This window comes from Streptomyces sp. NPDC045431, assembly GCF_040646655.1.
Lineage (GTDB): Bacteria > Actinomycetota > Actinomycetes > Streptomycetales > Streptomycetaceae > Streptomyces.
This window is the reverse complement of sequence record NZ_JBEZAQ010000003.1, coordinates 101939-127849: the sequence shown is the minus strand read 5'-3', so window position 1 is coordinate 127849 and position 25911 is coordinate 101939. Positions and strand designations below refer to the sequence as shown.

The 25911-nt window shown below is 71.4% G+C and carries 25 protein-coding genes; 14 read left to right on the top strand and 11 right to left on the bottom strand.

Translation table 11 applies throughout. From position 1 onward, the window contains the following. Window positions 1-11: 11 nt before the first annotated feature. Window positions 12-1229, bottom strand: a complete 1218-nt coding sequence (locus AB0A69_RS09065; RefSeq protein WP_361418408.1) for an extracellular solute-binding protein — start codon at window positions 1227-1229, stop codon at window positions 12-14. A gap of 179 nt (window positions 1230-1408) precedes the next feature. On the opposite strand from AB0A69_RS09065, the gene AB0A69_RS09060 reads away from it, so the two are divergent. From AB0A69_RS09060 to AB0A69_RS09040, 5 genes are all read left to right on the top strand, one after another. Beyond that, a complete protein-coding gene (locus AB0A69_RS09060) occupies window positions 1409-2311 on the top strand; it encodes an SIS domain-containing protein (RefSeq protein ID WP_361417249.1) in 903 nt (300 codons plus the stop codon). A gap of 140 nt (window positions 2312-2451) precedes the next feature. Further along, window positions 2452-3363, top strand: a complete 912-nt coding sequence (locus tag AB0A69_RS09055; RefSeq protein WP_361418405.1) for an ROK family protein — start codon at window positions 2452-2454, stop codon at window positions 3361-3363. Then, window positions 3363-4514 (top strand): N-acetylglucosamine-6-phosphate deacetylase, encoded by a 1152-nt coding sequence (gene nagA, locus AB0A69_RS09050; protein WP_361417246.1) that lies wholly within the window; start codon window positions 3363-3365, stop codon window positions 4512-4514. The genes AB0A69_RS09055 and nagA overlap by 1 nt, the downstream gene beginning before the upstream one ends. A gap of 129 nt (window positions 4515-4643) precedes the next feature. Beyond that, window positions 4644-5573 carry a 1-phosphofructokinase family hexose kinase gene (locus AB0A69_RS09045; RefSeq protein ID WP_361417243.1) on the top strand — a complete coding sequence of 310 codons (930 nt, stop codon included), beginning with the start codon at window positions 4644-4646 and terminating at the stop codon, window positions 5571-5573. Between the two features lie 25 nt (window positions 5574-5598). After that, a complete protein-coding gene (locus AB0A69_RS09040; protein WP_361417240.1) occupies window positions 5599-6459 on the top strand; it encodes a class II fructose-bisphosphate aldolase in 861 nt (286 codons plus the stop codon). 15 nt (window positions 6460-6474) lie between these two features. Here AB0A69_RS09040 and AB0A69_RS09035 read toward each other — a convergent pair whose 3' ends face one another. Both AB0A69_RS09035 and cdgB read right to left on the bottom strand, forming a co-directional pair. Continuing rightward, a complete protein-coding gene (locus AB0A69_RS09035) occupies window positions 6475-7422 on the bottom strand; it encodes a CBM35 domain-containing protein (RefSeq protein WP_361417237.1) in 948 nt (315 codons plus the stop codon). Between the two features lie 159 nt (window positions 7423-7581). Beyond that, window positions 7582-9273 carry a diguanylate cyclase CdgB gene (cdgB, locus tag AB0A69_RS09030; RefSeq protein WP_361417234.1) on the bottom strand — a complete coding sequence of 564 codons (1692 nt, stop codon included), beginning with the start codon at window positions 9271-9273 and terminating at the stop codon, window positions 7582-7584. 372 nt (window positions 9274-9645) lie between these two features. Here cdgB and AB0A69_RS09025 point away from each other — a divergent pair, with 372 nt between their 5' ends. Further along, on the top strand, window positions 9646-10110 hold the full coding sequence (locus AB0A69_RS09025) for a flavin reductase family protein (protein WP_361418402.1): 465 nt from the start codon (window positions 9646-9648) through the stop codon (window positions 10108-10110). Window positions 10111-10125: 15 nt separating this feature from the next. On the opposite strand, the gene arfB is transcribed toward AB0A69_RS09025, so the two are convergent. After that, window positions 10126-10563, bottom strand: coding sequence for an alternative ribosome rescue aminoacyl-tRNA hydrolase ArfB (gene arfB / locus AB0A69_RS09020; RefSeq protein WP_361417231.1), 438 nt, complete (start codon window positions 10561-10563; stop codon window positions 10126-10128). Window positions 10564-10699: 136 nt separating this feature from the next. Between arfB and AB0A69_RS09015 the strand changes: the two genes are divergently transcribed. Beyond that, window positions 10700-11275: a TerD family protein gene (locus tag AB0A69_RS09015; RefSeq protein WP_361417228.1), complete on the top strand. Its 576-nt coding sequence runs from the start codon at window positions 10700-10702 to the stop codon at window positions 11273-11275. Window positions 11276-11500: 225 nt separating this feature from the next. Next, on the top strand, window positions 11501-12016 hold the full coding sequence (locus AB0A69_RS09010; RefSeq protein ID WP_361417225.1) for a GNAT family N-acetyltransferase: 516 nt from the start codon (window positions 11501-11503) through the stop codon (window positions 12014-12016). Window positions 12017-12052: 36 nt separating this feature from the next. Here AB0A69_RS09010 and AB0A69_RS09005 read toward each other — a convergent pair whose 3' ends face one another. Further along, a complete protein-coding gene (locus AB0A69_RS09005) occupies window positions 12053-13348 on the bottom strand; it encodes a M1 family metallopeptidase (RefSeq protein WP_361418399.1) in 1296 nt (431 codons plus the stop codon). 125 nt (window positions 13349-13473) lie between these two features. Then, window positions 13474-14034 carry a heme-binding protein gene (locus AB0A69_RS09000; protein ID WP_361417222.1) on the bottom strand — a complete coding sequence of 187 codons (561 nt, stop codon included), beginning with the start codon at window positions 14032-14034 and terminating at the stop codon, window positions 13474-13476. 176 nt (window positions 14035-14210) lie between these two features. Between AB0A69_RS09000 and AB0A69_RS08995 the strand changes: the two genes are divergently transcribed. The 4 genes from AB0A69_RS08995 to AB0A69_RS08980 all read left to right on the top strand — a co-directional run bounded on the left by AB0A69_RS08995 (window position 14211) and on the right by AB0A69_RS08980 (window position 17778). Further along, window positions 14211-15512 (top strand): sensor histidine kinase, encoded by a 1302-nt coding sequence (locus tag AB0A69_RS08995; protein WP_361417219.1) that lies wholly within the window; start codon window positions 14211-14213, stop codon window positions 15510-15512. Beyond that, window positions 15509-16108 carry a response regulator transcription factor gene (locus AB0A69_RS08990; protein ID WP_361417216.1) on the top strand — a complete coding sequence of 200 codons (600 nt, stop codon included), beginning with the start codon at window positions 15509-15511 and terminating at the stop codon, window positions 16106-16108. Before AB0A69_RS08995 ends, AB0A69_RS08990 begins: the two co-directional genes overlap by 4 nt. A 69-nt stretch (window positions 16109-16177) precedes the next feature. Next, window positions 16178-16678, top strand: a complete 501-nt coding sequence (locus AB0A69_RS08985) for a hypothetical protein (protein ID WP_361417213.1) — start codon at window positions 16178-16180, stop codon at window positions 16676-16678. Between the two features lie 98 nt (window positions 16679-16776). Beyond that, a complete protein-coding gene (locus AB0A69_RS08980; RefSeq protein WP_361417210.1) occupies window positions 16777-17778 on the top strand; it encodes a zinc-binding dehydrogenase in 1002 nt (333 codons plus the stop codon). A 191-nt stretch (window positions 17779-17969) separates the two neighbouring features. On the opposite strand, the gene AB0A69_RS08975 is transcribed toward AB0A69_RS08980, so the two are convergent. Both AB0A69_RS08975 and AB0A69_RS08970 read right to left on the bottom strand, forming a co-directional pair. After that, window positions 17970-18446, bottom strand: coding sequence for a GNAT family N-acetyltransferase (locus AB0A69_RS08975; protein ID WP_361417206.1), 477 nt, complete (start codon window positions 18444-18446; stop codon window positions 17970-17972). Continuing rightward, window positions 18443-19327: an aminoglycoside phosphotransferase family protein gene (locus AB0A69_RS08970; RefSeq protein ID WP_361417203.1), complete on the bottom strand. Its 885-nt coding sequence runs from the start codon at window positions 19325-19327 to the stop codon at window positions 18443-18445. The genes AB0A69_RS08975 and AB0A69_RS08970 overlap by 4 nt, the downstream gene beginning before the upstream one ends. 61 nt (window positions 19328-19388) lie before the next feature. On the opposite strand from AB0A69_RS08970, the gene AB0A69_RS08965 reads away from it, so the two are divergent. Beyond that, the gene (locus AB0A69_RS08965; protein ID WP_361417200.1) at window positions 19389-20780 is read left to right on the top strand and encodes an FAD-dependent oxidoreductase; all 1392 of its coding nucleotides are present in this window, start codon (window positions 19389-19391) and stop codon (window positions 20778-20780) included. A 400-nt stretch (window positions 20781-21180) separates the two neighbouring features. Here the strand turns inward: AB0A69_RS08965 and AB0A69_RS08960 are convergent, their stop codons facing one another. After that, a complete protein-coding gene (locus AB0A69_RS08960) occupies window positions 21181-22383 on the bottom strand; it encodes a DUF3578 domain-containing protein (protein WP_361417197.1) in 1203 nt (400 codons plus the stop codon). A gap of 905 nt (window positions 22384-23288) precedes the next feature. On the opposite strand from AB0A69_RS08960, the gene AB0A69_RS08955 reads away from it, so the two are divergent. Beyond that, a complete protein-coding gene (locus AB0A69_RS08955; RefSeq protein WP_361417194.1) occupies window positions 23289-24077 on the top strand; it encodes a response regulator in 789 nt (262 codons plus the stop codon). 134 nt (window positions 24078-24211) lie between these two features. Here the strand turns inward: AB0A69_RS08955 and AB0A69_RS08950 are convergent, their stop codons facing one another. Both AB0A69_RS08950 and AB0A69_RS08945 read right to left on the bottom strand, forming a co-directional pair. Next, complete coding sequence (locus tag AB0A69_RS08950; protein WP_361417191.1) at window positions 24212-24874, bottom strand: YdcF family protein; 663 nt, start codon at window positions 24872-24874, stop codon at window positions 24212-24214. Continuing rightward, window positions 24871-25662 carry a GntR family transcriptional regulator gene (locus tag AB0A69_RS08945; protein ID WP_361417188.1) on the bottom strand — a complete coding sequence of 264 codons (792 nt, stop codon included), beginning with the start codon at window positions 25660-25662 and terminating at the stop codon, window positions 24871-24873. Before AB0A69_RS08945 ends, AB0A69_RS08950 begins: the two co-directional genes overlap by 4 nt. Window positions 25663-25911 lie beyond the last annotated feature (249 nt).

The following is a 25911-nucleotide window of genomic DNA, read 5'->3' as shown; positions in this document are numbered from 1 at the left end:
AGCGACTCGGGCTACTCGGCCGCTTCCGCGTCCGTCGCCACCTTCGCTATCCCCTGCAGCACCGCCTCCGGGTCCCCGTCCGGCGCCACCGCCTGGCCGATGGTGCGCTTGACGCTCTCGCTGACCTTCGCCCACGACGTCTCGCCCACCGGGTACAGCTCCGACGTCGGCAGTGTGTCCAGGAACGGCTTCAGGTCCGCGTGCTCGGGGTCGGCGGCCATCGCGCTGTTCGCGGTGACGGTGACCGGGAGGATGTCGTACCGGTCGGAGAACTCCAGCACGTTCTTGTCCTGGTAGACGAAGTCCAGGAACGCGCCGGCCTCCCGCCGGTGGCCGTTCTGCTTGAAGGCCATCATCCAGTCGGCGACGCCCATCGACGCCTTGGGCCTGCCGTCGGCGCCCGGCAGCGGCACCGTGCCGACCTTCACGCCCGCCTTCTCGGCCGTCTGCATCAGCGTCGGGTGCCCGTTGAGCATGCCGACCTCGCCGCGCGTGAAGGCGTCGAACGCCTGCTGCCGGTCGAGCTTGCCGGGCGCGACGGGGCCGGTCAGGCCGGGGCCGACGAGCTCGTTCTTGAGCCACGTGAAGGTCTTGACGTTGTCGACGGAGTCGATCTCGTACGAACCGCCGCTGTCGTCGCGGTAGCCGCCGCCCCCGCTGAGCATCCACTGCATGGTCTCGGCCTGGGCCTCCTCGGAGCCCAGCGGCAGCGCGAAGGGGTACTTCACGCCCTCGTCCTTCAGCTTGGCGGCGGCCGCGGCGAGGTCGGCCCAGGTCTTCGGCGGCTTGACGCCGGCCTTGTCGAAGAGGCCCTCGTTGAAGAAGAGCAGCCGCGTGCTGGCGGCGAACGGCATGCCGTACTGCACCCGGTCGACCTCGCCGGCGCGGGCCAGCAGCGGCAGGAAGGCGGCCTGGGTGGGGACGGAGAGCAGTTCCTCCGCCTTGTAGAGCTTGCCCTGCTTGGCGTAGTCGGCGTACGCGCCGATCTGCGCGAGGTCGGGCGCCTCGCCGCGGTTCACCATCTCGGCGACCTCGCGGTCGACGTCCTTCCAGGACAGCACCTTCACATCGATCTTGATGTGCGGGTGGGTCTTCTCGAACTCCCTGGCAACGTTGTCCCAGTACGTCTTCGACGTGTTGGACTCGTTGCTTCCGTAGTCGGCGGCGACCAGCCTGAGGGTGACGTCCTCGGAGTCACCCGCCCCGCAGGCGGACAGGCTCGCCGTCATGCCGAGTGCGGCCACCGCCGCGGTCAGTCCCAGAGAGCGGCGTCGCTGCACAGCCTTGTCCCACCTTCATTCACCTACCGAGGGGATGAGGTCTACACCACTGGGTATCGCTTCCACAACTCGGGTCTGCTAGACCGGCAGGGACCTGTACGCGTACGAACGCCGTAGGAGTCCCTCGCATGTCCCGTACCGCAGCAGAGATTGCCACCCAGCCGGCCTGCTGGCGCCGCGCCGCCGAGGCCGCCGCGTCGTTCGCGGAGGGGCTCCCGCGCCCCGGCGAGCGGGTCGCCGTGACCGGGTGCGGCACGTCGTGGTTCATGGCGATCGCGTACGCCGCGCTGCGGGAGGTGGCGGGGCACGGCGAGACGGACGCCTTCGCGGCCTCGGAGTTCCCGTCCTCGCGCGCGTACGACCGGGTCGTGGCGATCACCCGCTCCGGGACGACGACCGAGGTGCTGCGGCTGCTGGACGAGCTGCGCGGGCGCGGGGTGGCCACGCTGGCGCTGACCGCCGACCCCAGGACGCCGGTGATGGGGGCGGCGGACGCGGTGGCGGTGCTGGACTGGGCGGACGAGGAGTCGGTGGTCCAGACGCGGTTCGCGACGACGGCGCTGGCGTTCCTGCGGGCGGGGCTCGGTGACGTACCGGGTGTGAAGCCGGTCGGCGAGGCGGCGGTGGACGCGGAGCTGGCGGTGACGGAGCCGCTGCCGGAGGCGGTGCTCGCGGCCGAGCAGTGGACGTTCCTGGGGCGGGGCTGGGCGTACGGGCTGGCGCTGGAGGCGGGGCTGAAGATGCGTGAGGCGGCGGGCGCGTGGACGGAGGCGTACCCGGCCATGGAGTACCGCCACGGCCCCATCGCGATCACCGGTCCGGGGCGGGTCGCGTGGGTCTTCGGCGCGCTGCCGGAGGGCCTGGCGGCCGAGGTGGCGCGGGTGGGCGGCACGCTGCACGCCCACGCGACGGCGGATCCGATGGCGGACCTGATCCGGGCGCAGCGGCTGGCGGTGGCGCTGGCGGAGGCGAAGGGGTACGACCCGGACCGGCCGCGCAACCTCACGCGGAGCGTGATCCTGACCCCGTAGCCGTGGGCAGGGCCGTACGGAAAGCGTTTTGTATGCGGTGACAACAATCCACGAAAGTGGACTAGACCTTTCACGGGTTCACGAGCCACACTGTCTCCGTGAGACGACACGTCATCGCCCTCGATGTGGGCGGCACCGGCATGAAGGCCGCCCTGGTCGGAGCCGACGGGGCGCTGCTGTACGAGGAGCGCCGCGCGACCGGCCGGGAGCGCGGCCCCGACGCGGTCGTGGAGTCCATCCTCGGCTTCGCCGCGGACCTGCACGCCCACGGCCGCGAGCGGTACGGCACCGGCGCCGTGGCCGCCGGTGTCGCCGTGCCCGGCATCGTCGACCGTGACCGCGGCGTCGCCGTCTACGCCGCCAACCTGGGCTGGCGCGACGTCCCGCTCCGCACCCTGCTGTCCGAACGGCTCGGCGGGCTGCCCGTCGCCCTCGACCACGACGTACGCACCGGCGGGCTCGCCGAGGGCCGCGTCGGGGCGGGCCAGGGCACCGACCGGTTCCTCTTCGTCCCGCTGGGCACCGGCATCGCGGGCGCCATCGGCATCGGCGGCACCATCGAGGCCGGCGCCCACGGCCACGCCGGCGAGCTCGGCCACATCGTCGTCCGCCCCGGCGGCCCCGCCTGCGGCTGCGGCCAGCGCGGCTGCCTGGAGACCCTCGCCTCGGCCGCCGCCGTCAGCCGGGCCTGGGCGGCGGCCTGCGGCGACCCGGCCGCGGACGCGGCGGACTGCGCCAAGGCCGTCGAGTCGGGCGACGAGCGGGCCGTACGCGTCTGGCGCGAGGCGATCGACGCGCTCGCCGACGGGCTGGTCACGGTGCTCACCCTGCTGGACCCCCGCACGCTCATCATCGGTGGCGGTCTCGCCGAGGCCGGGGAAACGTTGTTCACACCCCTGAGGGCGGCCGTCGAGGAGCGGGTCACGTTCCAGAAGCTGCCCGCCATCGTGCCGGCGGCCCTCGGGGACACCGCCGGATGCCTGGGCGCGGGCCTCCTCGCCTGGGATCTGCTCTCCACGGACCCCGCCCCTGACTCGGAGGTACCCGCCTGATGGCCGATCGCACTGTTCTCGCCGGCGCCCGCGTGGTGCTGCCGACCGGGACCGTCGACAGCGGGCGGGTGATCGTCGAGAACGGCCGGATCGCCGAGCCCGCCCACGTACCCGACGGCGTCCCGGCGGTGGACCTCGCCGGGCACTGGGTCGTCCCCGGCTTCGTCGACCTGCACAACCACGGCGGCGGCGGCGCGTCCTTCACCTCCGGCACGGTCGAGGAGGTCCTCCAGGGCGTCCACACGCACCGGCTGCACGGCACCACCACCCTCGTCGCCTCCACCGTCACCGGCGACATGGACTTCCTCGCGCACCGCGCGGGCGAGCTGTCCGAACTCGCCGAGCAGGGCGACATCGCCGGCATCCACTTCGAGGGCCCCTTCATCTCCCCCTGCCGCAAGGGCGCCCACAGCGAGGGGCTGCTGCGCCACCCGGACCCGGCCGAGGTGCGCAAGCTCGTCGACGCCGGGCGCGGCCACGCCAAGATGGTCACCCTCGCCACCGAACTGCCCGGCGGCATCGACTCCGTACGCCTGCTCGCCGAGCACGGCGTCATCGCCGCCATCGGGCACACGGACGCCACGTACGAGCAGACCGTCGAGGCCATCGAGGCGGGCGCCACCGTCGCCACGCACCTGTTCAACGCCATGCCGCCGCTCGGCCACCGCGCCCCCGGCCCCATCGCCGCGCTGCTGGAGGACGAGCGGGTCACCGTCGAGCTCATCAACGACGGCACGCACCTGCACCCGGCGGCGCTGGAGCTGGCGTTCCGTCACGCGGGCGCGGCACGGGTCGCCTTCATCACCGACGCGATGGACGCGGCGGGCTTCGGCGACGGCGTCTACCACCTCGGCCCGCTGGAGGTCGAGGTGCGCGACGGCGTGGCCCGACTGGTGGAGGGCGGCTCGATCGCGGGCTCCACGCTCACCCTCGACACCGCCTTCAGACGCGCCGCGACGGTCGACGGACTGCCCGTCGAGTCGATCGTCCAGGCACTCTCCGCCAACCCGGCGAAGCTGCTCGGCCTGTACGACAGGGTCGGCTCGCTGGAGCCGGGCAAGGACGCGGACCTGGTCGTCCTGGACGCCGACTTCACGCTCAAGGGCGTGATGCGCAAGGGCGCCTGGGTGATCGAGCCCCAGCTGGGCTGATTCCGGCCCGTGTCGACGCGGGGCGCCGGCCTGAGCGGCAAGACACCCTCTAGGCCAACCGCCCCGCGTTTGGCATGATCAGGGCCCGGAAGACGCGAAAGACGACTGGGCTGGGGGGTGCGCCACCACATGATCCTCACCGTCACCCTCAACACCGCCCTCGACCTCACCTACACCGTCGGCGCCCTGGTGCCGAGGTCGTCCCACCGCGTCACCGACGTCATCGAACGCCCCGGCGGCAAGGGCCTCAACGTCGCCCGCGTCCTCGCCTCGCTCGGCCACGAGACGGTGGTCACCGGCTTCGCCGGCGGCGCCACCGGCGAGGTCGTCCGCGGCCTGCTCGCCCCGCTGCCCGGCGTGCGCGACGCACTCGTACCGATCGCGGGCGCCACACGCCGCACGGTCGCCGTCGTCGACGCCTCCACCGGCGAGACCACGCAGCTCAACGAACCCGGCCCGGTCGTCTCCCCCGCCGAGTGGTCGGCGTTCCTCTCCTCGTACGACGCCCTCGTCGGCGGGGCGAGCGCCGTCGCACTGTGCGGCAGCCTGCCGCCCGGGGTGCGCGTCGGCGCGTACGCGGAGCTGATCCGCCGCGCCCGCGCCGCCGGCGTACCCGTGCTGCTCGACACCAGCGGCGAGCCGCTGCGCCGGGGCATCGCCGCCCGCCCCGACATCGCCAAGCCCAACGCCGACGAGCTCGCCCACCTCACCGGCGCCCGCGAGCCGCTGCCCGCCACCCGCGACGCCCGCCGCCGGGGCGCCCACGCCGTGGCCGCCTCGCTCGGCCCGGACGGGCTGCTCGCGGTGACCCCCGACGGCACCTGGCGGGCGGCGCCGCCCGCGCCGGTGAAGGGCAACCCGACGGGCGCGGGCGACTCGGCGGTCGCCGGGCTGCTGTCCGCGCTGGTCGAGGGCGAGGCCTGGCCGGAGCGCCTGCGCCGCGCGGTGGCGCTGGCGACGGCGACCGTGCGGGCCCCGGCCGCCGGCGAGTACGACCCCCGGACGTACCAGGAGCTCCTGGACCGGATCACGGTGACGGAGCTGGTCGCAGCCGCGTAAACGGAGCCCTACGGAGGTCCCCGAGATGCCCCTCGTTCCCACCGGCGAGCTCATCGCCCAGGCCAGGGCGGCGCGGCGCGCGGTCGCCGCGTTCAACGTCATCACGCTGGAGCACGCGGAGGCCATCGCGGCCGGGGCCGAACGGACGGGGGCGCCCGCCATCCTCCAGATCTCCGAGAACGCCGTGCGGTTCCACGGCGGCGACCTCTCCGCCATCGCCGCCGCCGCGTCCGCCGTCGCCCGCGGCTCCACCGCCCCGCTCGGCCTCCACCTCGACCACGTCGTCTCCCGCGACCTGCTGCACGCGGCGTACGCCGAGGGCTTCGGCTCGGTGATGTTCGACGCCTCGAAACGTCCGTACGGCGACAACGTCAAGGCCACCGCCGAGGCGGTGCGCTGGGGCCACGAGCGCGGCATGTGGGTCGAGGCGGAGCTGGGGAGGATCGGCGGCAAGGACGGCGAACCGCCGCTGGACGCCCACACCCCCGGGGTGCGTACGGACCCGGCCGAGGCCGCCGCCTACGTCGCCGACACCGGGGTCGACGCCCTGGCCGTCGCGGTCGGCTCCACCCACGCCATGACCACGCGCACGGCGACCCTCGACCACACCCTCATCGCCGCCCTGCGCGACGCCGTCCCGGTCCCCCTGGTGCTCCACGGCTCCTCGGGCGTCCCGGACCCCGAGCTCCGCGCGGCGGTCGCCGCCGGCATGACGAAGATCAACATCGGTACCGCCCTGAACACGGCCTTCACGGGCGCGGTGCGCGCCTTCCTGGACGCCGACGCCGACGCCGGCGCCTCGACCGTCGACCCCCGGAAATACCTCGTCCCCGCTCGCGAGGCGATGACGGGGACGGTGGCGCACTTCCTGACGGTCCTCGGCTGACCGAGGACCGGCCGATCAGGGCGTCCTGACCTCGAGCCAGTCGAGGATGGCGTTGCACTGGTTGCCCTGCTCGCACGAGATCTTGAGCTCGTTCTCGCCCTCCTTGAGGGTGACCGGCGCCCAGGTGGTCTGCCAGTTCTTCTCCCAGTTCGGGTCCGTGGAGCTGATGAAGTTCTTCAGACCGAGGGGGTTCGAGTTCGCCTTGCCGTTGACGGTCAGCGTGGCGTTGGCGTCCTGCGCGGGGATGGCGTAGCGCACGTACAGCTTGTACTCGCCCGCCTTGTCGACCTTCGCCTTCCAGGTGACGGAGGCGCCGACGGCGTTGAAGCCCGTCACGTACGCACCCTCGGTGCCTTCGGCGCCCTTCACGTCCTTGGCCAGCACGGCGGGCGCGCCCAGCTGCAGCGTCGCCGCGTCCTGCTTCGGCAGCTCCTGCGGCTTGTCGTCCTCGCCGCCCTTGGAGGGCTCGCCGCTCGGGGACTCCTGGGCCTGGGAGGCGGGGGCCGACGGGCCGGCCTGGTCGCCCTTGTCCTTGTCGCCGGTGTTGGTCAGGACCGCGACCGTGATGCCGATCACCACGACCAGGACGACCGCGATGGCGCCGATCAGCAGGCCCTTGGTGTTGGGGCCACCACCCCGGCCGCCGCGCTGCGGGGCCTGCGGGGGCATCGCCTGGGGCGGCGGGCCGTACGTCTCGGGCGCGGCGTACTGCGGCGCGGGACGCTGCTGCGGCGGGACCTGGGCGTGGCCGTAGCCGCCGTACTGGCGCTCGCCGACCGCGCGGACCTGGTTGTACGACGTTCTCGGCACACCGGGCTGCGCGCCCGCCGCGGGACCGGGATAGCCGTAGCCGCCCTGGCGCGGGGCCTGCGCCCCCGCCGCCTGCCCGTCCGCGTACAGGTAGCCGAACGGATCGTCGTCCTCGGGCGTGCCCGCGCCGTTGCCGTTGTTACCGGCAGCCATCCCTGGTCACTCCTCATCCCTGCTCGCCAGCGGTCACCGACCCGGGCGAGCCTACCCCGAATGGCCTAGGGGGTCCCCCGTGGATCTTGCCGGGCTCGCGTGGCCTGGCACGGGCATCTGCCCCCGCTCCCTGATCCGGCCTGATCCACGGGCGACCCCCTACCCAGCCCGTCGGTGAACCTTGGAGCGGGAGCGCTTCTCTATGTACATGCGCTGGTCAGCGGAGTTCAGGACCTCTTCGACGGACATTCCGCACTCCGCCCAGCCGATGCCGAAACTCGCCCCCACCCGGACCGCGCGGCCGTCGACCCGGATGGGCGGGATGATCGCGTTCCGCAGCCGGACGGCGAGGTCGGCGGCGTCGGCCGCGCCGAGGCCGTCGGCGAGGACGACGAACTCGTCGCCGCCGAGCCGGGCGACGGTGTCGCCGTCCCGGACGCCGGCGGTGAGGCGGCGGGCCACCTCGATGAGGACCGCGTCACCGGTGTGGTGCCCGAACCGGTCGTTGATCGACTTGAAGCCGTCGAGGTCGCAGAAGAGGACCGCGAGCCCCTTCGTACCGTCGTCGACGTCGTTGTCGGCGGGCGGCGCGACCGTGTGGACGTGGTGGTCGTACGCCCCGGCGGCGTCGGGACCGAAGTCGAACCCGTGGCCGTGGTTCTGCTGGGGCGGGTGCGGGTGCTGGTTCTCGTACTCGTAGTCGAACTCGTACGCGGCGCTCTCGGGGGCGTACGCGTCCGGCGGCGACGCCGCCGACCGGACCGCCTGCGGGCGCGCGCACAACCGGGAGCTGAGGCGGGCGCGGAGCTCGGCGCTGTTGGGCAGGCCCGTCAGCGCGTCGTGCGAGGCGCGGTGGGCGAGCTGGAGCTCGTGGCGCTTGCGCTCCTCGATGTCCTCGACGTGGGTGAGCAGGAAGCGCGGCCCGTCGGCGGTGTCGGCGACCACCGAGTTCCGCAGGGACACCCAGACGTACGTGCCGTCGCGGCGCCCGAGGCGCAGTTCGGCGCGGCCGCCCTCGGCGGAGGTGCGCAGCAGGGTGCCGATGTCCTCGGGGTGGACGAGGTCGGCGAAGGAGTAGCGCCGCATGACGGAGGCGGGACGGTTCAGCAGCCGGCACAGCGCGTCGTTGGCGCGCAGCAGCCGGCCGTGCTGGTCGCCGCCCATCTCGGCGATGGCCATGCCGGAGGGCGCGTACTCGAAGGCCTGGCGGAACGACTCTTCACTGGCCCGCAGGGCCTGCTGCTCGCGCTCCAGGCGGACCAGCGCCCGCTGCATGTTTGCTCTCAGTCGGGCGTTGCTGATCGCAATCGCGGCCTGCGAGGCGTACATCTGGAGCGCCTCCTGGCCCCAGGGGCCGGGGCGGCGGCCGTTGCGGGGCCGGTCGACGGAGATGACGCCGAGGAGCTCGCGGCCGCTGCCCGAGGCGTACATCGGGGCGTACAGGCGGTCGCGGGGGTGCCACTCGTCCTCGAAGCGGGGCTCGGGGCCCTCGGTGTGCCACTGGGGGACGTCGTCCTCTATCAGGACCCAGCCCTCGGTGTGCGGGATGAAGCGCAGGTCCCCCCACGCCTCGCCCATGGACAGGCGGCGCTCCCAGGAGGCGCGCGAGCCGACCCGGCCGGTGATCAGCGCTTCGGCGGCGGCGCTGCCGGCGAAGGCGGCGACGACCAGGTCACCGTCGGGGCGTACGAGGTTGACGCAGGCCAGCTCGTAGCCGAGGCCTTGGATGACACCGTCGGCGACGGTTTGCAGCGTGTCGGCCAGACTGCGGGCCGTGTTGAGGTTGGCGACGACCTGATGCAGCTGCCGCAGGGTCGCAAGACGGACGTACGGCTCCGACTCGGTCTCCATTGCTCGCTCTCCCCGAGACCTCGACAGCAACTCCAGGGTTCTCATCGGCGCTCGTGTTGCACTTCATCGGCCACTGAATCACAGCGAGCTGCGCACCCGGTACACAGGGTCAACAATTCCCGGGCTCTGTGACTCAAGTCACAAACGGTGGGGTCGGGGCGCGTGGGAGGCACTGCGGCGCGGCGTTCCTTTGCTTCCGGCAACTCCCCGGCCGCTTCCGGCACGGGGTCCTAGGACCCGGCTGGTCCCTTGGGCCGATGCGGCCGGTAGGCGGGCAAGGTTAGCGTTCCGGGTGTGTTCCCGACGACCCCGCCTTCAGCCCCCGCCGTCCCCCATCCTGAGGGGGTGAGCAACGACGAGTTCCGTGCCGCCATGTCGCGGCTGGCCGCGGGTGTGGTGCTGGTGACCGCCGTCGAGCCCCCGCTGGGCGAGGACGTCGGCATGACGGCGACGGCCTTCATGTCGGTGTCGCTGGACCCGCCGCTGGTCATGGTCAGCCTGCGCAACGGCTCCCGCATGGACGACCTGCTGGACGAGCAGCCGCTGTGGGGCGTCTCGGTGCTCGCCGAAAGCCAGCGGCACGTCGCGGGGCGCTTCGCGATGAAGGGCCGCATCAGCGACCGGCTGCTGTTCGCCGACATCCCGTACACGCGCGGCGAGGAGAGCGGCGCGCCCCTGGTGGGCGGGGCCCTGGCCACCCTGGAGTGCCGTACCGAACAGCGCGTGGTGGCGGGCGACCACACCCTGGTGATCGGCCGCGTGCTCGGCGCCGACTTCCCCAGCCCGCAGGGCGAGCCCCTGCTGTACTTCCGCGGCAAGTACCGCCACCTGAGCTGAGGCCCGGTGAGGTGACTACGACCAGTCGCGGGACGAGCGTCCGCGCTTGGTCTCGGCGCGCTGCTTCTTCTCCCGCAGGCGGCGCTCGTTGATCCCCCGGGGGATCTTCGTCGCGCGGCGCGGCTTCGGCGGCGGAGCCGTCGCCTCCGCCAGGAGGGACGCCAGCCGCACCGCCGCCGTCTCGCGGTTGCGCCACTGCGAGCGGTGCTCCGAGGCGCGGACGCTGACCACGCCGTCCACCAGGCGCCCGCCGAGCCGCTGGAGCGCCCGCTCCTTCCAGACCGGCGGGAGCGACTCCGTACGCGCGAGGTCGAAGCGCAGCTCCACCTGCGAGTCGCTGGTGTTCACGTGCTGTCCGCCCGGCCCGGACGACCTGGAGAAACGCCACATGAGCTCGGCCTCCGGCAGGGAGACCGAGCCACGGATGACATAGGGACCGGACATGCCCACCATGGTCGCCTCTCTGGCGCGGTCACGTCACCCCGTTTTCCCCGCGTTCCCGCTTCAGGAACCAATGCGCCCCGCCCCGCGTTATGTGCAGTGACGCCAGTCAAGAACGACGCCAGTCAAGAATTACGAAGGGGACTCCATGGCTGTAAGCCTGTCCAAGGGCGGCAATGTCTCGCTGACCAAGGAGGCGCCGGGTCTGACCGCCGTCACCGTGGGCCTCGGCTGGGACGTCCGCACCACCACGGGCACCGACTTCGACCTCGACGCCTCCGCCATCGGCGTCGACGCCTCCGGCAAGGTCGTATCCGACGGCCACTTCGTCTTCTTCAACAACAAGTCGACGCCGGACCAGACCATCGTCCACACCGGTGACAACCGCACCGGCGAGGGCGGCGGCGACGACGAGCAGATCAACGTCAACCTCGCGGGCCTGCCCGCCGACGTGGACAAGATCGTCTTCCCGGTCTCCATCTACGACGCGGTCAACCGCTCGCAGAACTTCGGCCAGGTGCGCAACGCCTACATCCGCATCGTCAACCAGGCCGGCGGCGCCGAGATCGCGCGCTACGACCTGAGCGAGGACGCCGCCACCGAGACCGCCATGGTCTTCGGCGAGCTGTACCGCAACGGCACCGAGTGGAAGTTCCGCGCCGTCGGCCAGGGGTACGCCTCGGGCCTGGAGGGCATCGCCCGCGACTTCGGCGTCAACCTCTGACGCGTCGCCCCCTTCGGTACGGCCCCGGCGGCGAAGACCGCGCCGGGGCCCCAGGGGGTGTCCGGCGGATCATGCTGGGCTCGCGGCGTCATGCGACGCCGTCTCCCGCGTTGTCGTCGGTCGCCACTGCTCCGCAGTGGCTCTCTCCTCCGCCTTGGATCCGACGCCACATGACGCCGCTCGCTTATCCAGCCTGACCCGCCGGACACCCCCTACTGTTTCGGCATGATCGTCGAACCGCTGGAGGTCCGGGAGGACGGCTCGCTGCCCGGCCCGCTCCTCACCGAGCTGACCGAGCTGTACGCGTCGAACCGGGAGTTCCAGCAGCTCAGCGGGGACTTCCCGGACCCCGGCGACATCCGGCCCGAGCAGGTCGCCGCCTCGCTCGCCGAGGAACTGGCGCACCCGGACGCCGAGGTGCTGCTCGCCCGTTCGGCGGGGCACGTCATCGGCGTCTCGGTGACCCGGGCGCACCACCCCACCGACCCCGACGACCCGGACCCCTGGATCGGGCTGCTCATGGTCCACGCCCGCGACCACCGCGTCGGCTTCGGCCGCGAGCTCGCCGAGATCGTCGAGAAGCGCTTCCGGGAGGCGGGCCGCCAGGGCGTCAGGCTGGCGGTCCTGGAGAACAACCCCAAGGCGGTCGCCTTCTGGAGGGCGCTCGGGTACGAGGAGCTCGACCGCCGCAAGGACCTGCGGCTCGGCCGCGACTCCGTCGTCATGCGGAAGGCGCTGTAGGCCACGCGCGGGGCCTCCCGGGGACCTCGGACCTCGTCACGGCCGGGCCGGGCGTTCACCGCCGTACAGCCAGACGTCCCACACCGCGTCCAGGTCTTTGCCGGCCCTGCCCTCCACGTACCGCGTGAAGTCCGCGGTCGAGGCGTTGCCGTGCCGGTGCTCCGCCGGCCAGCCGCTCAGGATCGAGAAGAAGGTGTCGTCGCCGACGGCCTGGCGGATCTTGTGCAGGACCATCGCGCCCCGGCCGTAGACGGGCGCGTCGGAGATCCGCTCCGCCGACGGCGGAGCGGCGGGCGGGAAGGCCCAGTTCGCCGCGTCGGCGAAGGCCTCCTCGAAGTTCTCCTGCGCGGGCTTGGCCTCGAAGTCCTCCGCGTACAGCCACTCGGCGTACGTCGCGAAGCTCTCGTTGAGCCACATGTCACGCCACGACTCCGGCGAGACCGAGTTCCCGTACCACTGGTGGGCCAGCTCGTGGACGACGAACTCCACCGTGAAGGTGTCCGCCGCGAAGAAGGGCCGGGTCTGTGTCTCCAGCGCGTACGGCACGTCGACGGTCGGGTCCACGATCGCGCCGACGGAGGAGAAGGGGTACGGGCCGAAGTTCTCCACCTCCCACTCCAGCAGCTCGGGGATGCGGGCGAGCAGCTCCGGGTCCGCCTCGGAGCCCTTGGTGGCGGTGTGGACGGGCAGCCCGGACGGCGTGCGCGAGACCTTGGTCTCGTACCGGCCCACGGCGACCGTCGCGACGTAGCTCGCCATCGGCTCGGCGGAACGCCAGGCGTACGTCGCACGCCCGCGCCGCGTGCGGTGCTCCTTCAACTCGCCGTTCGACAGGGCCTCGTACCCCTCGGGGACGGTGACGGTGACCGCGTACGTGGCCTTGTCGCCGGGATGGTGGTTGCCGGGGAACCACGTCATGGAGCCGGTCGGCTGGCCCAGCGCCAGAGCCCCGTCGGAGGACTTCAGCCAGCCCTCCTCGGCGTCCTCGTCGGTGAAGGTGAGCGGGACGCCGGAGTAGCGGATCACGGTACGGAAGGTGGCGTCGTCGGCGAGGGCGCTCGCGGGCCGGACGGTCAGCTCCTCGCCGGAGCGGCTCACGGCGGCGGGCTCGCCGTCGACGGTGGCGGACCGCACCGTCAGCCCGGCCAGGTCGAGGTTGAAGGCGCTGAGGGCCTGGGTGGCGCGGGCGGTGATGTCGGCGGTGCCGGTGAGGCGGCCGGTGGCGGGGTCGTAGTCGAGGGTGAGGGCGTAGTGCCGGACGTCGTAGCCGCCGTTGCCGAGGCGGGGGAAGTACGGGTCGCGCAGGCCGGCGGCGCCGGGCTCGGCCGCCACGGCCGCGCCGCCGCCGCTCGTACAGCCCGCGGTGAGGGTTCCGGCGAGCAGCAGGGCGGCGGCGGTCCGCACACGTCTCCGTAAGGGTCGGTGATCCACGCACCGATCCTACGGACGGCCCGCGGTCACTTGCCCAGCGAGGCGACGCCCGCCTGGGCGTACTTCTCGTCGAGGTCGCCGCTGGGCGCGCCCGCCACGCCGATGCCCGCGATCGGCGCGCCGTCGGCCGCGACCGGGGCGCCGCCGCCGAGGAAGAGGGTGCCCGGGATGTCCTTGAGGTTCGGCGCGTTCTGGAGGCGCTTGGCGAGCTCGGACGTCGGGGCGTTCCAGGAGACGGCGGTGAACGCCTTGCGGATGGCGGAGTCGTACGACTGCGGGCCGGCGCCGTCGCCGCGCAGGGTGACGAGGGTGGTGCCGTTGCGGTCGACGACGGCGACCGTGACGCGCTGGTTCTCCTTCTCGGCGGCCTTGAGGGCGGCCTGCGCGGCCTTGGTGGCGGCGTCGATGGTGAGGTGCCGCGTGGTGCGCAGGTTGTGGTCGGAGGCGTCGACCGTCTGCGCGGGCGCGGCGGCCGGGGCGGCGGGCGCGGCGGCGTTCGCCGATATCGCGCCGAAGGTACCGGCGGACAGGGCGGCGGCGGCGACGGCACCGGTCAGGACGCGGGCGCGCAGCGACATCTTCTTCACGGGGACTCCTTCGCACGGCTCGCACGGCTCTACGGCTCGTACGGCTCGTATGGTTCACGCGGTTCGGGGAGGGCTACGTCTTCGATCCTGGGGCCGCCGACGGGGGTCCGGGGTCAGCCGATCGGTTGATGCCGCGCCGCCGTGCCCGGGTGAGGATGGCGGCGTATGACGGTCGTATGGACAAGGAGCGTGCCGTGGAGCAGGACGCCGACGCCCGCAGGCTGGCGCGGGTGATGCACGCCGCGTTCTTCGCGCTGCTCGGCGCCTCGCTGGTGCGGTTCCTGCTGCGCCACCCGTGGGCGGAGCTCGGCCCGTGGGTGGTGGGCCTTTCGGCGGCGCTCGCGGTGCTGTACGTCCTGCCGAGCCCGCGCCGGCTGGCCTGGCTGGGCACCGTCGTCGCCGTGTGGGTGGTGCTGGTGGTGCTGGCGCCGAGCTTCGCGTGGTGCGCGGTGCCGCTCTTCTACACCGGGCTGCGCACGCTGCCGCCGCGCGCCGCGCTCGCGCTGGTGGTGCTGCTGACGGCGTTCGTGGTCGCGGCGCAGCTGCGGTTGTCGGACGGCGCCCTGGACCCGAACGTGCTGGTCGCGCCGCCCGCCGTCGCGGCGATCGCCACCGCCGTGTTCCTGCACACGCGGCGGCAGGCCGACCGGCTGGCGGCGACCGAACGGCGCGAGGGCACCCTCGCCGAACGGCAGCGGCTGTCGATGGAGATCCACGACACCCTGGCGCAGGGCCTGTCCAGCCTGCGCATGCTGCTCCAGGCCGCCGACCGCACCTGGGACGTCGACCCGGCGACCGCGCGCCGCCATGTGCGTACGGCCGCGGCGATCGCCGAGCGCGACCTCGCCGAGGCGCGCCGCTTCGTCCACGACCTGGCGCCCGCCGACCTCGCGGGCGGCGCGGACCTGGAGGACGCGCTCGCCGCCCTCGCGGCCCGCGAATCGGCCCGTGCACCGGCCCGTGCACCGGCACGCGAGTCCGCCGGAGGGCCGGCTGGCGACGCGACCGACGCCGCGACCCGCGAATCGGCCGGCGACTCGGCCCGCGAATCGACCGCCGCCGCGACCCGTGACTCGGCCGGCGACTCGGCCCGCGACGCGACCCGCGAATCTGCCCGCGACGCGGCCGGCTTCCCGGTCGCCTTCCGCGTCGACGGCACGCCGATCGCCGCCCTGCCCGACCGGGTGCGCTCCGCGCTGCTGCGCATCGCGCAGGGCGCGCTCGCCAACGTCCGCGAGCACGCGGGCGCGACCTCCGCCGCGCTGACCCTGACCTACCTGGACGACCAGGTCGTGCTCGACATCGCGGACGACGGCCGCGGTTTCGACCCCGCCGCCGTACGCAAGGGCCTCCGCGGCCACGGCCTGCCCGCGATCCGGGCGCGCGCCGAACAGCTCGGCGGCACCCTCACCATCGAATCCGCGCCCGGCGAGGGCACGGTCCTGTCGGTCTCGATCCCCCTGGAGCCCCCGCGATGAGCGCCGTACGCATTCTGCTCTGCGACGACCACGCCGTCGTACGCGCCGGGCTGCGCGCCCTGCTCGCCAGCGCGCCCGGCATCGATGTCGTCGGCGAGGCGGGCGGCGGCGAGGAGGCGGTCGCCATGGCCGCCAAGCTGACTCCGGACGTCGTCCTGATGGACCTCCAGCTCGGGGAGGGCATCGACGGTGTGGAGGCCACGCGCCGCATCGCCTCGCCCGAGGTGCGGGTGCTGGTCCTCACGACGTACGACACGGACGCCGACGTCACCCGCGCCGTCGACGCGGGCGCCACCGGCTACCTGCTGAAGGCGGAGCGTCCGGAGGAGCTGTTCGCCGCGATCCACGCCGCGGCGGAGGGCCGCCGGGCCCTGAGCCGCACCGTCCCGCAGCACCGCGCCCCCTCCCTCACCCATCGGGAGCTGGACATCCTGGGCCAGCTGGCCCGGGGCCTCGGCAACCGGGAGATCGCGCGGGCGCTCTTCATCAGCGAGGCGACGGTCAAGACGCACCTGGGCCGCATCTACGCGAAACTCGGCGTGGACACGCGCGCGGGCGCGGTGGCGGTGGCGAAGGAGCAGCGCCTGCTGCCATGACGGCGGCCGGCGGTGATGCGGCCGGCGCTGATGCGGGGGCGCTCCCGTGGGCGTGACACCATCGACCACGTGCTCGACATCGGCTACTCCCTCTCCCGCCGCTTCCCCGACCCCCCGCAGACCGACTACCGCCACGCGGACGTCCACGCCCTGCGGCACGACCTCTTCTGCGGCGACGTGTACCTCGCCGACACCGAGACCGACCGCGAGGTGTCCACAGCCTGGGGATGGGTGCCGGTGCTCGACTTCGCGTGGGCGCTGTGCGACATCGTCGAGCGCCTCGACCGCGACCCGCTCGGCAGCCGCTCGGCGAAGCCGCAGTACGCCGAGCTCGACTTCACCGAGTCCTCCGACCGCATGCTCTTCGAGCGCCGCTTCGGCTGGGTGGACGTCGAGGCCGACTGGATGCCGGCCGACGAGCCCCCGCTGACCTTCGGCCACGCCGTGCTGCGCCGCGAGGCCCGCGACTTCCTGCACGACCTGATCGCGGACCTGACGGACATGCACGAGGGCCTGGCGGACAACCCGGCGATCTGGACGCTCCAGTCGCGCTTCCCGCGCGTCGCCTGAACGGGAACGTGATCGACGGGCTTGACCTCAAGCGGACTTGAGGCCGGAGGCTGGGGCTCCCTCGCCACGACACCTCACCACGACAAGGGAGAGAGCCCGTGCACGCCATCCGCCTCCACGCCTTCGGTCCCGCCGAGAACCTCACCTACGAGCAGACGCCCGACCCCCGCCCCGCCCCCGGCCAGGTCCGGATCGCCGTCGCCGCGGCCGGCGTGCACCTCCTCGACACCGCGCTGCGCGAGGGCATGAAGGGCCCCTTCCCCGCCCCCGCCGAGTTGCCCACCATCCCCGGCCGCGAGGTCGCCGGAACCGTCGACGCGCTCGGCGAGGGCACCGACCCCGCCTGGCTCGGCACGCGCGTCGTCGCGCACCTGGGCCTCGCGCCCGGCGGCTACGCCGAGCTCGCCGTCGTCGACGCGGCCCGGCTCCACGCGATACCGCCGGGCCTCGACGAGGCCGAGGCGGTCGCCATGATCGGCACGGGCCGCACCACCCTGGGCATCCTCCAGTTCACCGAGCTCGGCCCCGACGAAGTCGTCCTCGTCACGGCCGCGGCCGGCGGCATCGGCACGCTCCTCGTCCAGTACGCGAAGAACGCCGGCGCCACCGTCATCGGCCTCGCCGGCGGCCCCGCCAAGACGGCTCGCGTCGAGGCGAACGGCGCCGACCTCGCCGTCGACTACCGGCTCCCCGACTGGCCGGACCGCGTCCGCGCCCACCTCGGGGACGCCCGGCCCGCGACCATCGTCTTCGACGGCGTCGGCGGCGACACCGCCCGCGCCGCCGTCGACCTCCTCGGCAAGGGCGGCCGGCACGTCGTCTACGGCTGGGCAGGCGAGAACCTGCACGACGGCGAGCCGCTCACGTACACCGACGACGAGCTCGCCGAGCGCGGCATCGCCTCCGTCAACGTCCTCGGCCCCGCCATGCTCCAGAAGGCGGGCGGCGACGTCCGCAACCTGGAGCTCGCCTCCCTCGCCGAAGCCGCCGCCGGCCGCCTGCGCCCGGCCGTCCAGCGCTTCCCGCTCGCCGAGGCGGCCGCCGCCCACCGCGCCCTGGAGACCAGGGCGACGACGGGCAAGGTCGTCCTCGTGCCCTGAGGGCTCCTCCCGTGAGGACTCAACAGGAAGAGGCCGGCCCCGGCGGGGTCCCCTTAACACCCGCCGGGGCCAGGCCCGCCATGCGCCCGGATCAGTGAGGTGCACGCAGGCAGGCCGTCCGACCGCTTTCCTGGACTCCAGCCGTCGACACGCCGGTTGACGGCCGGTGGCACCCTGGCGCCGACGGCGCGCTACGCGCTCGCACCCAGCTTGTGGAGAGCCTCGTCCGTCAGCCGGTACACCGTCCACTCGTCCTGCGGCCGCGCGCCCAGCGACTCGTAGAAGTCGATCGACGGCGTGTTCCAGTTCAACACCGACCACTCCAGCCGCTCGTACCCCCGCGCCACACAGATCCGCGCCAGCTCCGTCAGCAGCGCCTTGCCGTGCCCACCGCCGCGCGCCTCCGGCCGTACGTACAGGTCCTCCAGGTAAATCCCGTGCACCCCGCGCCACGTCGAGAAGTTGAGGAACCACAGCGCGAAGCCGACGGCCTCGCCGTCCTCCGTCTCCGCGATGTGCGCGTACGCCGCCGGGCGCTCGCCGAACAACGCCTCCCGCAGCTGCTCCTCGCTCGCCCGCACCTCGTCGAGCGCCTTCTCGTACGCGGCGAGCTCGCGGACCATCGCGTGAATGACAGGGACGTCGTCGACCACAGCAGTACGAATCATGAGAGCAGTATCCGGCCCACCTCCGCCCGCTCCCCGACCAGGACCGCCTCCTCCTCGTCCTCCACCTCCCACAGGGAGTCCTCCAGCACCCGCCCCAGCGTCCACGCCCGGGCCCGCTCCCGGTCGAGCCCCAGCACCTCCGTCATCAGGTCGAACCGCCACCGCACCTCACCGGGCTCGAACCGGTTGCACAGCGCCGGCAGCAGCTCGAACCCCGGATCACCGGCCAGCGGCTTCGGGTCGATCGCCAGCCACGGCTCCCGGTCCGCCGCCAGCACGTTGTCGAAGTGCAGGTCCCAGTGGAGCAGCCGGTCCCCCGGCTCCCCCACCACCTCCCGCACCGCCGCCGCGCACTCCCGCACCAGCCGCCGGTCCTCCGCCCGCGCCAGCCGGCGCAGCGCCTCCGGTACGCCGTCGAGCATGTCCGCCGCCATGTCGCCCAGGCGCCGCAGCCCGGCCGGCGCCGGCGTCGCCACCAGCCGCGCCAGCACCCCCGCCAGGGCCGCCGTCGCCTCCCGCGCGTCACCGACCGCCGACAGGGACCGGCCGTGCGGCAGCCACTCCAGCAACAGCGTGCCGGTCGCGGCGTCCTCCGCCAGGAGCCGTACGGCCCCGCCCCCGGCCCACGCCCGCAGCGCGGCGCCCTCGCCCGCGCTCTCCTCGTCCAGCAGCTGCAGCTTCAGCGCCGCCCGCGCCCCGGCCGCCGTGACCACCGGCACCACCAGCGCGACCAGCCCGTGCATCACCGGCCCCGCCTGCCGCAGCCCCCATTCCCCCAGGAACCGCTCCACCAGCCCCGGCAGCGCGGCGACGAACGCCCGCCCCTCCGCGCCGTTGAACTCCTCCTGCGTACGCGCCAACTCGGCAGGTACCTCGATCACCGCGCCACGCCCCCATCCAGTAACGTCCACACCCACCCGACAGCAGCACCCAAGGAACCACATGGACACCGTCAACGGCGGCATATCGTTCTGGTACGCACAGGAGGGCACGCCGGCCCCCCGGGAACCACTCCCCGGCGACACCACGGCAGACGTCTGCATCGTCGGCGGCGGCTACACCGGCCTGTGGACCGCGTACTACCTCAAGAAGGCCGTCCCCTTCCTCAACATCACCGTCCTGGAAGGCAGGTTCTGCGGCTACGGCGCCTCCGGCCGCAACGGCGGCTGGCTCTACAACGGCATCGCCGGCCGCGCCCGCTACGCCAAGCGCCACGGCCACGAGGCGGCGGTACGCCTCCAGCGGGCGATGAACGACACCGTCGCGGAGGTCGTCAAGGTCGCCGGCGACGAGGGCATCGACGCCGACATCCACCAGGGCGGCGTCCTCGAAGTCGCCCACACCCCCGCCCAGCTGGCCCGCCTGAAGGACTTCCACTCCGTCGAGGTGGCCTTCGGCGAAACCGACCGCGAGCTCTACGGCGCCCGCGACACCGCCGCCCGCATCCGCGTCACCGGCGCGGTCGGCTCCAGCTGGACGCCGCACGGCGCCCGCATCCACCCGGTGAAACTGGTCAAGGGCCTGGCCGCCGCCGTCGAAGCCCTCGGCGTCACGATCCACGAATCGACACCCGTCACCGAGATCAAGCCGAAGCACGCCGTCACCCCGTACGGCACGGTCCGCGCGCCCTACGTCCTGCGCTGCACCGAGGGCTTCACCGCGAACCTCAAGGGCCACAAGCGCACCTGGCTCCCCATGAACTCCTCCATGATCGCCACAGAGCCGCTACCCCCCGAGCTGTGGGACGAACTCGGCTGGAGCAACCGCGAAACCCTCGGCGACATGGCCCACGCCTACATGTACGCCCAGCGCACCGCCGACGACCGCATCGCCCTCGGCGGCCGCGGCATCCCGTACCGCTACGGCTCACGCACCGACAACGACGGCCGCACCCAGCCCGCCACCATCGAGGCCCTGCGCGACATCCTGATCCGCTTCTTCCCCGCCCTCGCCGGCACCCGCATCGCCCACGCCTGGTCCGGCGTCCTCGGCGTCCCCCGCGACTGGTGCGCCACCGTCACCCTCGACCGCTCCACCGGCCTCGGCTGGGCCGGCGGCTACGTCGGCTCGGGCGTCGCCACCGCCAACCTCGCCGCCCGCACCCTGCGCGACCTGATCCAGCAGGACTCCGGCCAGTCCGGCCCCACGGACCTCACCACCCTCCCCTGGGTCAACCACAAGGTCCGCCCCTGGGAACCGGAACCCCTGCGCTGGCTCGGTGTCCACACCCTCTACGCCGCCTACCGCACCGCGGACCACCAGGAGTCCACCACCCACACCCCCACAACCCCCCGCCTCGCCACCTTGGCGGACCGCCTCTCGGGCAGGCACTGACGGGCAGGCACGGCCTACTCCACACCTCGTTCTACGGGTCGTTCTACGGGCGCCATTTCGCGGTGGAAAGCAAGGTCTCCACATACGCCGGGCATATCGCGTGGCCGGTTGTAATCGGCAGCTCTGTGGAACCGAGCGCTACAGCTCGCACAAGAAAGTGTCCCGGACCTGAGCGGTCCGGGACACGGTTTCTTGGAGCCCCCTGTCGGATTCGAACCGACGACCTACGCATTACAAGTTGTCCGATCTTGGTCCGGGGGTGTCCATATTCGTCCGCGCAGCTCCTATACGCCCTGATCAGCGCAGGGGCCAAAGGCTGGTGGACCTCCACGGACAGTGGCGGACGGGGCGCCATATGAGACCGGAACTGAGACCGCGACAGCGACGATCGATCCCAGCATCACATAGCCGTGATCGGGTTCTGCTCCTCCTGTCGAGAACCGCTCGCGAGGACGTCGAGCGCGTTTTGAACGCCGTGGCCTTCGCCACCCACCGCCGTGCGATAGGCGTAGGAGATCACAGTTAGGTCCTCATCCCTGATTTCCCAGGGCGAGGTGCAGTGGAGTACCCCGCCGGAAGCAACAGGCTCCGTCCCGGTGCGGTCGAGAGCGATGGAGTGGACGACCACCAGCGCGTTGGCCGGGTAGTACCGTCTCTGCTTCTCCACCTCGGCGCGGGTCAGGATAACGTCGCGTCCAGCCGAGGTTGTCCCCTTGACCTCAACGTGCAGGCGCTCCTCACCCCGCTTCAGCAGCAGGTCGAAGGCCTCGCGATCTCCAACGTCCTTGACTGACCATCCCTGCGCCTCGAAGTACGCAGTCGCCATGGCCACGCTGTGCCGTTCGATCGCGCGTCGCTCTTGAGGGGTGAGGCGGAAACCCTGACCGGACCGCGCTGGACGCGCAGCCCTGCAGTGGCGTCGCCCTGCCACGAGGGCCGCGCTTTGTTCAGCCTCCAGCACTTCGGGAGCCGGGTCACCCGGGATGTGTGGAGCCAAGCGCTCGGCCTCGTAGACCGTTTGCAGAAGGCCAAGCATGTACAGCAGATCGGTGATGAGGATGTGCTGTGAGGGCAGAGCTTCACGGGAGTACTCGATGGCGACAACATTCCCCGGCCCATAGCCACGACCGAGCGGGGTGCGCGCATCCAGCCGTATGTCTTCATGGAGATCCGTCCGGCCCGCTACCTGCCGGGCAAGAAAGGGACGAGCCCACCCCACTCGGGCCCTCAGGTCCTCGACCTTGCGCGCCTTGAACTCGCCCCCGTTCCATACGGTCGTCCCCTGGTTGAGAGACAGATAGACGCGATCACCAGCAGCGCTGAAGAGGTACACCACGTACCAGCCGGTCGTGGCGCTCGGCGACTGCTCGCGGCCGAAGACGCGAACCCACGGGATCTCGGTCTTGAGCCCCGTACCGTCCCGGCCCTCAACGCCCAGCTCGTCCAGGGTTACGCCCAGCGCGTCGGCCAGTTCGGAGGAACGCTCCCTGAGCAGAGCGGGGAGATCCTGCCGAATGTAGATCCCCCGTCTCCGCATTTCATCCGTGTTGGAGGCCGTCCATGCGCCCTGCAGATCAAGAACCTTGCCTAGAAGATCGTCCACGCCCGCAGCGTAGACCGCCGCACTGACATGGCCGCGAACGGTTTCAAGAGCGTTACGCATGACGGCCGAGCAGCGCTGCGACCTGCATCGGGTCGGCCGAGCCCCCACCGCTGTGCGCGCTGGCCCGCACATGGCCCATAGCCGCTCCCCGTCGCTCCGCTGAGCGGCCGTTGGCGGGATCCAGCCTGGGCTAGTTAGACCGTCTTTGCGGTCACTCGGTGGGCCGATCCTTTCGACGTCCGTCGTTGCGGCGACTGCCTGCCAGGAGACCGGCCCACGTCGAGTACAGGCTGCTTGCGGCTACCAGGACGCTGATCCCTGAGTCGATGTGGCCCCCCACGTACGTGAACCCGGCGCTCAAAGAGGCCACCACTCCAAGGGCGACTAGGTGCATTCGCTGCAAGTGCGGACGCATGGCGTTGTACCTTTCTGCTCACCGCAAGGTCGCGGAACGCCAGACTGGTGGAGTTCGCAGGTGTTGCGACAGGCGCAACGGTGTTGCCGATGAAGCGGCAACACCTTCAATGGGTTCGGAGGTTGGCATGGGGGAGCTGCTACCCCTACCAGAGGGTCTATCTGAGGAGGAACGGCGACTGTCTGAAGCTCTACGAACTCTTTTTTCGGGACTGCAGGTATCCGTGCGGCGTTACGCGGCACGTCGGCATCGAGATCCAGGATCGATTTCTCGATTTCTTAGCGGGGCCAGAATTCCTCCTTGGGAGTTCGTGGTAGACCTACTGACCGACGTATCGGAACAGATGGGGAAAACGCCTACGCCAGATGCAATCAGCACACTTAGGAACGTCCACCGTGCAGCCCTGCATGCCAGCAGTGCACCTAGGCATAAAGTGCAGGCACTGCAAGACCAATTAGCCGAGGCTGATCGCAACTCTCGGGCGACTGCGATGCAACAGCAAGTCTTGCTCCAAGCGCTCAGCGATCGACGCCATCAGATCGCAGACTTGCAAATACAGCTTAATCAGACCGAGGTCGCGAGAATGCATGAGGCGGCCGAGGCGGACAGGCAACTGGCGCTTAGGGAGGAGGATTTGGCCCAACTACGCGCAGAGAAGGAAGCTCTTCAAGCTGCGGTATTACAGCTTGAAGAGCAACTTGTCCAAGCACAGAAGCGATACATCCAGGCCGAGGAGAGATGCGCCGCTATTGAGCAGCAGCTAGAGGCGGTGGAGAGGTCGAAGCCCGCCCACATGCTGGAAATTGATAATTACAAACAGGCATCTTTGCCGAAAAAGGCAACAATCTTGATTGTTGATTCTGATGAAAGCAGAGCCAACCGAGTTCGCGACGTAATCCGGGCACTAGACCAGAATGTCATTCTATGTTCGACGGGAGAAAGATCTTTGGTTGCCCTTAGGAGGGCGCGGGATGTTGCGGTCGTGTTGGTTGAAAGCTCTCTGGGAGGTGGGGGCAGCCTGGATGCGTACGATCTGGCCGCGCGCATCAAAAGTAGCGAGTCGAATAACATTCCGGTCATTTTTCTAGGGGCTCCCCGGGAAGCCCACGCAGCGTTTCGCGCCTATGCGTCGGGTGCAGCGGACTCCGTAACCACGCCGGTGGATCCTTGGGTGCTGCGAGCGAAAGTAGCGATCTTTGTCGAGCTGTACTGGAAGACGGTGCTGACGCGCGAAGCTGTCGCTCTGATTGAGTCCATAAATCGGAGCGATGAGGATTGAATAATCCATGCCTGGGGTCGCGGCCTAAGCATTAGGGATGCTGCATCTTGCTCCCCACGCCGCATCTAGCGGCTCAGGCGGCCCAGTCGGCCGCCATCGCCTCCCTGACTCCGCCGCCTCCACCCGAGAACCGCTCAGGTGGAGGATCGGTCACCGACAAGGCGGCTGGTGAACCCAGCAGAGCACAGCCGCTCGTACGCCGCCGTGACGGCCGCCGGGACCTTTTGCCGGATCGTGAATCCTTGGTCGGGGTAGACCAGAAGCCGTTGGTGGGCGCCAACAAGCATGTCGATCACGAGGTGAGCGTCTCCTATGGCCTTTACGTACTCGTTCAACGTCATCGGCGTGGACGCGCTCACGACATCCACCTCGGGCCACAGCTTGCGGGCCGTGGCGTACGCCCGGCGCTCCTCGTATGGCTTACTGACCAGCAGTACCGAAGTCACGTACACCCCCCGCTCTTCGAGCAGGGAGCGGGAGAACCGGATGTTCTCGCCCGTGTTGCGGGCGTTCGGCTCCACGAGCACAGCCGCGTCGGGGACGCCCAGCTCCAAGGCGCGCTCACGGTAGTGCACAGCCTCACCGCGCGGCATGCGGTCGCGTGTCGTACGGCTCGTGGAGCCTGTGAAGACGATTAGCGGCATCATGCCCCGCCGGTACAGGTTCACCGCGGTGTCCGCCACGCCAAGGTCGTGGCTGCCGAGGCCGATACCGACCGAGCACGGGCGCGGCTCGTGGTGCATCTGCTGGTAGTCCCACAGCCGTTGGGCGTCAGACCACGCTTGTGCCGAGATCACTGGCCCTCCTGCTCCTTTGCCGAATCGGGCACCTTGAAGTCGTACGCCCACGCGAAGCGAGTTGCGGCGTGAATGCCGATGGCGAACTCAACCACGGCCCCATCGGCGGTGTAGGTGGTGCGGTGCAGCTCCACGACCCACTCGCCGGGTGCCAGCTGGAGGAGCGCGGCCTCTTCGGGCTTGGGCACGCGCGCGAACAGCTCTTCCCGCATGTGGTCGATCTCGTAGCCCGCGTCGTAGAGCACGCGGAAACCGCCACCGCGGCCGGCCGGGCCCGGGGTGGGGTCAACAAGTCGCGTGCCTTCGACATGCTCCGGTCGGTAGTAGCTCGTCAGGGTGTGCGTCGGCTGCTCGCCCTCCTTCACGAGGCGTGCGCGCGCATACACCTCGGCACCCTCGGGCAGGCCATGCGCGGCGGCAACCACGGCTGGCGCCGGTACGCGACTGACGGTCTGCGTCTGCTCGCCCCTCCGGTACGCCCGGCCGGAAGCGACGCGGTCGGCAATGAACGCCACTTCGTCGCCGTCCCGCCACTTGGCCTTGTCGTACCGCGCAATGCCGAGCCGCTTCAGCGGAGCCTGCTGTCGTACGACGGTGCCATGACCACGAGATGAAGTGACCAGGCCTTCAGCCTCCAGCGCCTTGTAGGCGGCGTGGACGGTGGATTTGGAGCCCTCGCCGGCCTCCACCAGGTCTCGGATGTGCGGAAGCTGCTGGCCAGGGGCGTACTGACCGCTCCTGATCTGCTCGGCCAGCTTGTCTGCCAGTTCCCGCCACTTGGGTGCCACGTGGAACTCCTCTCGACGAGTCCAGTCAAACACAGTCCCAGGACTGTTGACAGTCCTGGGACTGTGTGCCAACGTCTTCTCAAGCGCTCCGCAGTCCTAGGACAGCGAGCGTGGGAGGGCCTTCTTTGGGCTGCTCCCGAGGCCCGGAGAGCTCCGTGTATGCGGGTCGGCTCTAAGGAAGCGCCGGTTCCTTGACAACTGAATGGGGATAACGCCGCCTCTCCTCGGCCAAGTAGGCGGCCACGCGGA